Annotated in this window: 8 protein-coding genes; 2 read left to right on the top strand and 6 right to left on the bottom strand. The window is 37.1% G+C overall.

The features are described 5' to 3' along the window. The first annotated feature begins 312 nt into the window (after positions 1-312). Both ACZ5V8_RS08210 and ACZ5V8_RS08215 read left to right on the top strand, forming a co-directional pair. Positions 313-1,008 carry a hypothetical protein gene (locus ACZ5V8_RS08210; RefSeq protein WP_464217403.1) on the top strand — a complete coding sequence of 232 codons (696 nt, stop codon included), beginning with the start codon at positions 313-315 and terminating at the stop codon, positions 1,006-1,008. Then, positions 1,001-1,813: a hypothetical protein gene (locus ACZ5V8_RS08215; RefSeq protein WP_464217404.1), complete on the top strand. Its 813-nt coding sequence runs from the start codon at positions 1,001-1,003 to the stop codon at positions 1,811-1,813. Before ACZ5V8_RS08210 ends, ACZ5V8_RS08215 begins: the two co-directional genes overlap by 8 nt. Before the next feature lie 229 nt (positions 1,814-2,042). Here the strand turns inward: ACZ5V8_RS08215 and ACZ5V8_RS08220 are convergent, their stop codons facing one another. The 6 genes from ACZ5V8_RS08220 to ACZ5V8_RS08245 all read right to left on the bottom strand — a co-directional run bounded on the left by ACZ5V8_RS08220 (position 2,043) and on the right by ACZ5V8_RS08245 (position 12,280). Further along, positions 2,043-7,538, bottom strand: coding sequence for an RHS repeat domain-containing protein (locus tag ACZ5V8_RS08220; RefSeq protein WP_464217405.1), 5,496 nt, complete (start codon positions 7,536-7,538; stop codon positions 2,043-2,045). A gap of 4 nt (positions 7,539-7,542) precedes the next feature. Next, positions 7,543-8,202 carry a hypothetical protein gene (locus ACZ5V8_RS08225; protein WP_440615639.1) on the bottom strand — a complete coding sequence of 220 codons (660 nt, stop codon included), beginning with the start codon at positions 8,200-8,202 and terminating at the stop codon, positions 7,543-7,545. Between the two features lie 25 nt (positions 8,203-8,227). Continuing rightward, positions 8,228-8,938, bottom strand: coding sequence for a hypothetical protein (locus ACZ5V8_RS08230; protein WP_464217406.1), 711 nt, complete (start codon positions 8,936-8,938; stop codon positions 8,228-8,230). A gap of 225 nt (positions 8,939-9,163) precedes the next feature. Then, the gene (locus ACZ5V8_RS08235; protein ID WP_440615637.1) at positions 9,164-10,402 is read right to left on the bottom strand and encodes an MFS transporter; all 1,239 of its coding nucleotides are present in this window, start codon (positions 10,400-10,402) and stop codon (positions 9,164-9,166) included. Between the two features lie 17 nt (positions 10,403-10,419). Beyond that, entirely contained in the window at positions 10,420-11,667 is a 1,248-nt protein-coding gene (locus tag ACZ5V8_RS08240) for an MFS transporter (RefSeq protein WP_440615636.1), read from the bottom strand. Positions 11,668-11,818: 151 nt separating this feature from the next. Further along, on the bottom strand, positions 11,819-12,280 hold the full coding sequence (locus ACZ5V8_RS08245) for a hypothetical protein (RefSeq protein WP_440615635.1): 462 nt from the start codon (positions 12,278-12,280) through the stop codon (positions 11,819-11,821). Positions 12,281-12,443: the final 163 nt, after the last annotated feature.

Genomic DNA, 12,443 nt, shown 5'->3' on the forward strand with positions numbered 1-12,443 from the left:
CCAGTTCTTTTGTGTTAGCTTTATCGCAGCTCATTATGATTATCTTGGATTTCGTTTAATTAATTTTAGTAATACTAATGGGGTATCAAATATGAAGTTGATTGAATTGCAGGTAATAGCCACCCTTGACAGAGTCTTTGGGCGCTCCTTGAACACTATATAGTTACAACAGCATCAAACACTGACGACTCAGGGCGTCCAGCAAGAACTTATACAATTGCATTGCAAAGCTTCTGTCTGTAAAATCAGTTTTGTATTTACAACATAAGAAATATGGTTTTAGAAAACTATTTATACAAGGTGATTTCTCAAATGGAAAACAATATGCTTTCAACTGACATCCCTTTGATCTATTTGAAATTAGAAATTTCAGAGTGTTATGTAAAATTATTGAAAGCGTCAACGACAATCGCAAAATACTTTGACATCAAGGCTTTAGAACAACTTTATGAGTACTTTTGTTCTTATCAAACCATACTAAAATTACCGCACCAATTTAATCTTGAAACGGTTAAACACACACTTCCTCCAGAAATTACTCAGTTAATTAAAAAACCAGATGACACCTACTTTTATTGTCGTTATCACTTTGATGCAAGCATCGAAATCGTCATATTTTCACAAACAGATACTAACATGGCGATAACAACAACGCACTCACACTGGAATCACTTACTCAAATTTATTGATCAGGCAGAAATTAGCCATACAGTTTATAGAGGAAATCCTAACTTTACGGGATTAGTTGATGAGCTACCTCAACCAAATATTTCCCTCACTCACGTTGAAAGTGACTGTTTTGCAGCTATGTATTGCGATAAATATAGCGATAAGGAACTCTCCGAATTTTTACAACTATCCATTCGAAGAATTGAAGACTTAATTTCAAGTCTCAAAGATAAATTTTGTGCCAAAGATCGATATGTATTATTAGCAAAAATTAACCACAGTGATGCAATTATGCGATACTATATTGCAAAGAAATTAATGGGGCATCATCATGGCTAACAAGCGTGAAATACTTATCAACGACCATTACTTCCATTTCTTACCTAAGTATTTTCATATTTTTCGTTCACTTGTCAAAAACCTTATTCAGAAAACAGGCGCTAGCAGTGTTCACCTAAACATTATAAAACCTGACGATACGGTATTTGATATCCCGCTTCATCAACATAATTACTTTGATTGGCATTATAGTCAACCTATTAGCGCTGATCCATTATATGGTTATCACAATTTACTTCAGTTACCACATCTTTTTTACTATAACAGCTTACAAAAACTATCCCCAGACCTGCCTAGTAATTTAGCATTGACGCTTGACCCGTTTCTACCCATTATTGTTGCCAAAATTTTAAATACAGATAATTCAATTAACCTTATCACCTTAGGTTTTCAGTATTTGCATGATATTAAAATATCCATCGGTGAGATATATCCAGTTCTCCAGCAATTTAATAATGCACTTGCCAATATGATGATGGATAAACAATATGCCATTGATCAATGCAATATCACTGGGGTAGCAAATCCAATTCAATTAAATACAATCGCCAATCCAACTTACACATTGATCAGTCAGCTCAACTTATCAGAAAAAAAGACATTGTTAGCTATTTATCATGGCTATATCACAAATAAAGATATTTCAACCCAGATTTACCGCTCTTCTCGAACAGCAGAAATTATTGTAAAAAAGCTCATCTCTCTCTTTAATTGCAATACACGTTATGCACTATGGCTAAATATACGCAATATGCACGAACTTGCATATGCAATTGTTAAAGACTTATTGACCCAACAAAAGTAACACAGCGGTTAACTTTATTGATCATTTGAAAAACAGTTTAATGTTATGACATAAAAGACATCGTTCACCTGTAAATGCATGTACACATTTGATGGCATGCCTTGCTGCATGGGTTATTGATCCTATCTCTATTGTTGGGCAGAAAAAATTGAGTGTTTTATAAACCGTAACTCCGAACTGAGGTTACTCAAAACCGGCAGAGATAAATGTCGTTCAATATGTTGAAGTGTCATTTGCTAGGGTGATCGACCCTGTAAGTAATAGCAGTGCCCTTATTGATCGCTGTTATAAATATCCTTGGTTGACGTCTTAATAACCAATTGCTGACTTTGTTTTTTGATACAAGAATATCATACTCTGCCTTTAAGTCTTTAATTTCTATACCTATTAACGGAGCCTGTAGTCGATATTCATTAAGAGTAAGCTTCATATACTTCTTAGCCAATCTCACAGCCACCATGTCCAAAGAATGTACCTTATCGATAGGTACATAAGATTGCGCAGGATTATCGTACCTAAGTAAAGCATCATTATAAACTGCCTCACCATTATCAGGAATAGAATCCTCATTATTAGCATGACTACTTCTATTATTAGATTCTTTAATATCAACATTGCTTTCACTAACATTTGTATTATTCCTATTTTTTTCTGGGTCTAGGATAGAAGAAACTTGTTCATCAATAACACTATTATCCCTCGATGCTTTTTTGATTTTCGCTACTGGATCTCTCACATACTTCTCAGAGTAAGCTACTTTTAAAATTTCAATATTCTTATCTAGTCTAGCGGTTATCATTGTAACTCTGGCAATATTCAGCAGATCCAATGGCGCGGTAACAGCAAAAAGAATACTGCTAACATCTGCATTAAACCCATTTCTAAACATGGATATTCCAGTCAACACTGTGGATGACAGTCCTGCAAGAGCAGAAGTCACATCTAGTCCATAGTTCAACATACCTAATGCTAGCGATGTCCCACCAGTTTCTGGCGTTAGTAATATACCACAAACACCTAGCAGTATTGACAATCCTGATGTGCTATACGACGCTATACTAATTGCATCATGCCCATTTGGATCAATATTCATAGTCGGCGAGCCATTAAATGCAGCAAACCGATTTAAATTCCGATCATCTCTGGAGATAAATTGCTTTAGCTCAGGAGAATAATAGCGCGATTGCATATAATAATTCCCACTCTCGCTATCGTAATAAGCGCCACCATACTGATATGGGTTATCACTTAACGCAAATGACGCCTGTGTGCTTTGAGTGTGACTGTTTGCACTTAGCTTGTTCCCTGTCTTTAAATCGATCTGCAGACCATAGTCATCTAAAAAGACACTGTTTGACTTCCCCGTATTGAGATTAAAATCAGCGGGAGAGTTTCTACCTGTAGAAAGCAATAACTGTTTCTCAATCTGACCGTTATCCTTATAGTAACGGATAAAATGCCCCAGATAACTAGCAGTGCTGTCACCTGATTTACTACTTTCTAGTTCACCACCATCATAGTAATAGATGCCATTCGTTTGATTTCCTTTATAGATTCTTTGCCCTGAAGGATCATACGCATAATCTGTTTGCGTACCTTGTTCACTGACATAAGTCTTTAAACGATTCATGCTGTCATACATATAGATCAGCGCATTGTTAATATGCGTTAAATTACCATTATTATCATAGGCGTAGGTCTTGGTAATATTATTTGTCTTATCTAACTCCGTCTTCAACTGCCCCAGACGGCTCAAATCATAGCCATATTCGATATCTCTATGATTACTAATATCCTCAACCATATTGCCCAAAATATCATAACGATATTGATGTGTCAGTTGCGCTTGCGTCTCCTTTGCTATACTAACCCTGCTTTGCATTAACTGATCCAGCGCATTATAAGTGTAATTGGTTACATTGTTTACGTTATCATCCGTACCATCTGCTGCAGAAACATTTTTTTGTATAATATTGTCATACGCATTATAGGTATTCTCCGTTGTGAGATAGATATTACCATCTTTAAGATACTGGTTTTGTTGTTCTCGCCCTTCCTTATCATAACTAAATTGTTGGGTAATGCTCGTCGATGGATTGCTTGCAGTATAAGAAATACTTTTTGATAAGCCCGAAATCAACGGATTGTCTGCACTGTAATCATTATATGACAAGCTCACCGAATCGCCATAATTATTGCTTAGCGTCGTTAATCTCCCCATATCATAGACATAGTGAATTTTATTGTGATTAATTTCATGGTTTACCAAAAGACCCGTTGCAGGATCATATTCATCTGTCACTGTCTGTGATGGCATATCTCCTGAGTAAGTCGCCTGAGTTACATGCCCCTGAAAATCATATTGGTAATCAATACTTCCATGAATGCCATGATCTGATAGATACTGAAGATGACTTATTTGCCCTGTGTGTTGATCATATCGACTGCTTAGTGATAACTCCAGTCTATTATCTGGCGTGTAATGCTCCACTTTGTAAGGCATCCCGGCAAGTCTGCCCTTATCTGAATCATTCTGATTAGCATAGGCATATTTTGTTACATTACCATTGTAATCCGTCTCCTGAGCAAGTCGTCCATCCTCATCATACTGATAAGCTTTACAAATCTTACCTTTGTCATAGCAGACGCCTGTTGCCTGACCCTGTATGTTAAAGTGCGTAATAGGAGAGCTAAAAAAGACCTCAGATGTATTTGCAGGATCAAATAACTGAGCCTGCATAATCTGATTACTAAAATCATCATAGCGATAGGTCACTTGACTATAAGGCTTATCTGCCAACGTCATACTTTGTTTTGTCAACCGACCTTGAGCGTCATAGCTATCGATTACTTTCTTTCTAACTTTAGCTGTATCCTCTGATTGCCCTATATAAAAACTTTTTTGCACTAACGTATGACCTAATCCGTCAAAGCTCTGTGCAAACTTCTGCTTAAGCTGACCATTCGCGTAGCTTTTACGATAAATCTCCTTACCTAACCAGCTATAACTCTTTTGATAAGTTGTTGCGTTAAGACTTGCCTGCTGCGTCATATAACATAGCGAGTCATCAAACCCTGGAACACTGCCACAAACCGCATTGTACGCATAATGCAGTGCGTTTTTGATTTTCCCTGTTTCATGATCGCCCCAATAACTTATCTGCCCAGCAGGGCGTAAAAACTCATCATAGCTATAAACCGTGTCATTACCAAAACGATCTTGGCTTAAAACAGGCTGCCCAATCTGATAATCATAGCTTATTGCAGAAATCAGACTCCATGAACCAGCCCCTGCGGTTATAGGGTTCTGCACCGCTTTATTCAACATTTCTGTTTTAATAACATGTCCAGCCGTATCCAAATAACGCTTCTGGGCATTGCCTACACTATCTATCTGGATAATCGTATTCTGACGATCGTCATAGTACCAACGATTGCTTAAGCCATTAGGTTTTGTTTCACGTAATTTTCGACCACTAACATCATATTGCATAGTCGTCATCAAGCCTGAGGGCTTAACCTCATTCAATACGGAATTATTAAAACCATCTGTCTTAATTGAGCCAAATACATATTTATCACTATAAGGGGAACTACTATAAGTAATAATATCTGGATATTGTGAAGCATGAGCCTGCTGCAGGTAAAAGGAATAATACGTCAATGATTTATTATCAGCTTGAATTGTTTCCTGACATAGTAACCCGGGTGCTTTTACATAATCATGCGTTGAAATATTCAGTGATTGATCTGTGGGAATACCCTCTGCAGAGCAATAATGATTTAGCGTACTGTACTGATAACCAATGGTTCTGTCGGTCGTTAAATCAGAAGATCCAAAACCACTTTTTTCTTCTTTTCTTACCAATAACCCATCGGCATTGGTATAATCCGTTTGCAAAACTCGTACCATTTGAGCGCCATCGTTTGTCGCCAAATAATCCTTCACTGTTTTGCGTTGCGGTAACAGATGATTATCACTGTCATAAACAGTGCTTTCCTCGTAAATCAGTTCTCCTGTTTTATTAGCAATACAATCATCACTCGTACAGGCTGTTGGCGCATATACCTTGGATGACGTAGTTTGATTATAATCATTATATGCTTTTTGTTGTAATTGATAAAAAACAGGTTGACTTGCTTTATTATAGGTAATCGTTTCCGTTGTGATGGGTAACCTGAAATCACTTGGCAAAACCTTGCGTGATCCATAGCTCACAGGCGCGGGATAAATCAAACGCTGTTTCGACAAAAGATCACAACTCCCTCCACTATTGCAGCTTCTAGTAAGTGTTTCGATCGCATTACTTAGGTAGTTATAACGCTTGACTGTCTGTAAATCTCCATCAATAACTGTTCGACTATACATCACTTTATCCGGCTCACCAGTAGGATCCTCCATCATGGTATCCTCGCCAAACTTCAAACCGTTGTTATATGCTCCATGATACTGATAGGTTAATGTGTTTTGTTCCTTTGCATCTAACAACGACTCATGTGTCACCTTATTGACAATGGGAACAGGTGAACCAATACGCGAACCATCCTCGTAATTAATTGTAATAGCCTTAAGCCATGTCGTAGCATTACCTGATAAGCCTTGCGATACACCCTGTGTTACCTGCTGAAGAAGATTGTCATAATTAGGATCGTATTTAAAAATCACATGGTTATATACCTCTGAAGCAGCATTTACAGCACTGTACTCTTTACCAACTGTATTAGCAAAAGAATGTAGTGAACCGTCGTAATTGAGCTTTAACTGAGCCTGATAAGCATCACCGCTAGCGTTTTTCAAATAATGTATATTGATGTTATTATGATCACAACTCAATTGAATCTCACCCAATGCATCTTTAATGCCAACTAATTTATTGTAGAGTGGATTTTTGACTTGAGATGCATAGATGTATTGAAGGCTGTGATATTGATTATATTTCTGATTATCCACATACCTGTCATCCGTCACTGCCACCGCCAGACCTTTGTCTGAGAAATAGATATGCTGACCCGTTTTGTAACGAATGACCCAGTGATAATTTACCGTTGTAAATGCATCTTTTTCAGCATTATAAATATGAAGATCGCCTGCTATTTTATCTAATTTATACAACGCACTTGCCCCATAAACAAGGTTGCTTTTTATCAGTGTCTTGCCATCAGTCGAAATACTGCTGTAATTAGGATTATAATAAGTACCAGCCCCTTTGATATAGAGAACATACCGGTTCTCTTTCTGCAGAATAAAGGGAATATCACTAAAAAACATATGCTTTGGCAAACCTAATAAACGACCATCTCCTCCAAAATAAGAAAGATCAAAACCGGAGTCATAACTCATCGACGGTGACGATGCAGAAAACGCACTTACATTTGGCAAGGTGATGCTTGCTGACGCTGTCCCCGTTACCGGATTAACCGTAACATCAAAGGGGCTCGCAAATGCTTTTTTAGCTTCCGTATTACTGGCTGCCGCTTTCTTACCATCCGCATCACCACTTGCATTCAAGTTTACCTGCGATTGCTTGTGTTGCTTCTTTTGAGCAACAGATTCATCGTTAAGATCATTCATACGATGAGCATCAGCATGGCCTTTTGATAATAAGGTCACCTCAACCTTATCATGCCTTACCGTCACCGCTGGCAAATTACTGACTGATGCAAAACACAACTGTGTAAATTGCAGGCCAGATAACATTACAACGGATATCACTTTTTTATTCATATCACTATACCTCTAAACTCTGAGTATCAGCTACAGATACACTCTCTGCTGGTTTCGTCCAACCAAAATAAGATGTCCCTCTATCGTGCAAATAAACTGTATAGGAAATATTCTCACCTGATCTACCGCTTCCTGGACAATCATTCCCCTGTGTATCTCCTTGTGATCTAATAATTCTTCCGGCGCTCTCATCAGAATTAGTGTTATATAAAATATTGTCTGGTACATTAGCATTGCAGTGATTGTGTCCTGTCACACTTCTTATGTGAACTGGCACCTCAATCATATCATGGTTAGCATCATCAAAAACACAGTCACCCTGGTCGTTATACTTACCAACCTGTGCCTGAACTAACTCATTAAAGGAATAACCAGAGGGAGGATACATAAAAGCTGTCATTGACTCACCTGGTTTGATTTCCTGATTTCGCTGAAATGGAATTGCCTTACCAGGTTCATCCTTTGCATTAACATAAGTAAAATGACCAAAACACTTACTCATTGTATCATTTACAATTTCTACTGAGGCAGTTCGATATGGATCATAGTATGCATCATAAAACTGGTTATATATCCGGTGATAATCAACAGCAAATGTAATTGTAGGTAAAATATAAAAATTCATCAGCAATATCAGTTTAAGTATATAATGTAATTTTTTCATCGCTTTATCATCTCCATTAGCATCGTTAATTAATCATTTCGATATCTATTGATGTCGAGGTACTCCCATAATCATACCCATTTGGTAAATAGACCTGAAATGGTAGCTTAACTAATGAAGGATAAGCATAAGCATACAGATCTTGCTTCCATTCATTCCTCTGTTCACTATGATTCCAAGCAATTGGAAATGAATTGCCATCATCGTTACGTTCACTGTCATGGTAATACTTTGTACCCAAAACGTACAATGTATTTCTAGAAGAAGCAGGGAAGTGCGCCAATATCGTCATTGACGGACGATATTGATATAACTGGTTTTCGTGAGCAGTTATACATTTGCCGCCGATATATTGACCAATTGCAATAACCATCACAAAACTATATGTATCCGATGGAAAGGTCAATGATAAAGCCCCCCCAGGCTTTAAGATTAACTTTGGATGACTTGCTGGCATATTGCTTTTAGTTAAATCCAAATAACGATTACCTGTATCACTATTCATCGGGCATTCTGAACTATCACAAATAACATTTCCATTGGTAACATTACTGTCAGCAACGGTTGATCCAAAATTATAAAAACAGTAATTACTGGTTTTATTATGGAACCTAAAAGTAAAACCACCTGCATAAGAAAGCGTGGATATCGAAAAGAAACCCACCATGAATAGAAATAATTTTAAAACTATACTGTTAGCTAACAACACATCATTATTATAAAAATATTTTTGCATATTCTGCCCCATAAAATTAGAATTGATAAAATAAGTTTTCATCTTCCTAAAAAAAGAAGATATAAGTAAATTACAGACATAACGACTGGAGCAATACGTGGAAACCACTTAACATCATCAATGGATGAATCGATGAACATAGCCAGTTTTTATTTAGTTGATGTCACGAAAAGTAATTTAATCCGCCAATATTAATATTTATCATCACTTAATTTTAACTACTGCTCATGTTTGATAGGTTTCTTTTAAATAAAACTTAATCGTAAACCATGCAATTAATGACAATATCGGATAAATTAATAACACCCAAAAATAAGGATTCTCTACAAACGAGGTACATAGACTCAATAATAGACCTACGAGAAACTGCATTATACCACCACTTACCGCGCCAAATAAATTTAATATCCCACCAACCAATCCAAAATTTTCTTGCGAGGCATCCTTGGCAATAACTAACACAAACCCTTGAATTGGCGCAATAAAACCTAATAAAAACAGTCCTATAATCACCCAAAGCAAACTACTATCACCTAAATAGAAAGTAAATATAAAAGCAATAAACTGTAATAAAAAACCATAGGTCAATATTGGCTTTCTTTGTTTTAGCCACTCTGAAACTATAGGCATTAAAATCGCACCGATAGCTAAACCCAGCCAAAACATGGAAAGCAAAAGACTAATCTCTACTTCAGCAATATGTCGTAATGACTTAAACGCAGGAATAAGCCAAAATCCAGCCAATGACGCCACTGGCGACCATGCCACAAAACCCGCAAAACCAAGCTGCAGGTGAAGCTTATTACACACTGCCTTCTTTGCAGCGTGCCAGAGATTCTGTGAATATCTTGGATGGAACTCCCTTGCTCCCCTGAGCATTTTGTCACTTTTGGGTAACGTCAAAAAGGTAACAACAAATAGCAAGCTTATCACTGCTAAAACAAATGCAATTTGTTGCCATGAATATATTTGAGTCAGGTAAGCAATAGGGGTTTGTCCTAAAATGGCACCTATGCCCACAAAAGCCTGCAATACACTAATTAGTAGTGAATGATATTTAATCGCTGTATATTGAGTTATCACACAAACGGCGCAAACAAATGCCATACTTGAACCAACGCCTATGAGTAACCTCGACATTAATAAACCCGAATAGGTGTTTATCAAAGACATAACCACAGCGCCTAATAAGCAGAAAACACTCATTACAATAGCAACATATCTTGCACCAAAGTAATCAATCATATGTCCGTCAGGAATCTGCAAACCAATGTAGCTGACAAAAAAAATTGCGCCTAGTGTGCCAAGCTGAACAAGACTTAAACCTAACTCAAATTGAATGGTAGGCAGCAAAGTACTGATAGAAATTTGCAATAAATAGTCAAAGCAGTAGTACAATAAAAAGACACTGACCACTAAGGTTAGTTTAATTGATTTAAACTGAGGTTTGCTTGCTTTTACCATAACGCCAATTGTCACTCCTAATAACTTAGTTTATAAGGTTTCACCCTGTGCGATGCGGTCAAAGCAAATACGCAGACAATCGCCATATAAATCGCAATTGAAACAGCGTTACCTGTTTTGCTATACAACCATAAAGCTACCATAGGTATCGTACCGCCAAAAATTGCCTGCCCGAGGTTATAGCCTACTGCAGAGCCTGTTGCAATAATGCCTGACTTAAACATATCCATTAAGACTACCGGCAATAGCGCTGTTACAAACGAGGCAGCAAATGCAAACAAAATCTGCGCACTTAAAACAGATAGCATAGTGTTTTTTTGCAGCAGAAAAAACACCGGAAAAACCAATAACATAACTATCACTATACCTAGTCTGAACAGTTTTACGTAACAGTATTTTCTGGCTAAACAACCAATTAAGGGGAAGAGAAGGATAAGCAGCCCCAAGGCCATAAAATTAATTGTGTAAGAAAAACTCAATGGCAATTTAGCAAATTGCACACTATAGGTTGGGAAGTAACCTACCAAAATATAGTTGCACATTGCCATAACCGCAGTTAATAAAGTTGCTTTTATAATTGGTATTTTTGCTGTTTTAATGGCTAATAATGCAGGTCTTTGCTCTTTTTTTGCATTGGCAAAAACTGTAGATTCAGGCGTTTTTATTCTAAAATACAACACTGGCATGCCAAAGATAAATGACAATAAAAAAGGAATACGCCAACCATACTCATACATTTGTGACTGCGTAAACACCATACTCAATACATAAACCGTTGCGGCTGCGATTAGTACGCCTAAGAAGGCTGTCCCCATTGGCAAACTTGCTTTGAACGCTTTGTCTTTTCGTGTAGCGTGTTCAGCTAAAAAAACAGCAGACACGCTTAACTCACTACTCACACTAAATCCTTGAACCAATCTTAACAGCATTAAAAATACAGCTGCCAAGACACCAATGTGCTCCGCCGTTGGTAAGCAACCAATCACAACCGCACAACTTGTCATTACAATAAGGGTTAGAATAAGCACTTTTTTGCGCCCATATTTATCCGCCATAGCACCCATAACAAAAGCACCAATCGGACGAATAAAATAGCCACTCATAAAAACAAAAAAGGCTAACATCAACGAGATCAAAGCACTCTTTGATGGAAAAAATAGCACTGCCAAAATTGGTGACAAGTACAAGTAAAGCGAGGACTCATACCACTCTAAAAGACTGCCAGAGACCGCTGCAATTACCGGTAATTTTTTTGAATATGTCATAGTAACATTTATTAATTCAATACGAAAACGCTGATTCTACCCTCAAATCACTTGAGTAAACACGTGGAAAATACACTAAATATAAGGGGATTAGATTGAATACAACGCTACTATTGCAAATATTAAGTTTAGAATAGCAAAAACCCATCCACTAATATATCCTCTGACTATAGTCGCACTGCCATAAATCATCAACATGACGCCTGCAACTAACATGAAGCTGTTTTTGGAAACTAATAAAGTTAAATAGCGTGCCAAGGTTAAGCGCTATAAATCCCATGCTAGCCATTATAAAATATACGTTTAATCTATATAGCTTAAACAAATAAATGACACCCCATAGGGATATTACGATACAAAATCCCACAATTATAACGGCTGGGACATTGATAAGAATCAATAGTGAGATGACTAAAACAGCGCCATTTATTAAAATGAATGGTCTTTCTTTATCGTAAATTGCAGTACCCGTTAAAAAAATATTAGAAAAGACAAACAGAGCATTCTTAATGACAACGTTAATTACAGGCAATGCAATAATACTTAAAAAAAGACCCAAAACCCCTAAAGCAATTATTAAATTGTGCTGCTTTTTAAATGCATGATGTTTCATGATATATAACTTCTACACATAACACAGCTAGTAATAATGAAAAAATAAGTTGAGCTTCAATTACCCCCTCACCCGCGCAGCTTAAGCTGCACGACCTCTCCCACAAGGGGGGGGGGAGGTGCTAGCTGATGCAACTTATTCTTGATTCATTACCTAGCAATAA

This window comes from Cysteiniphilum sp. GTC20157 (genome assembly GCF_055396795.1).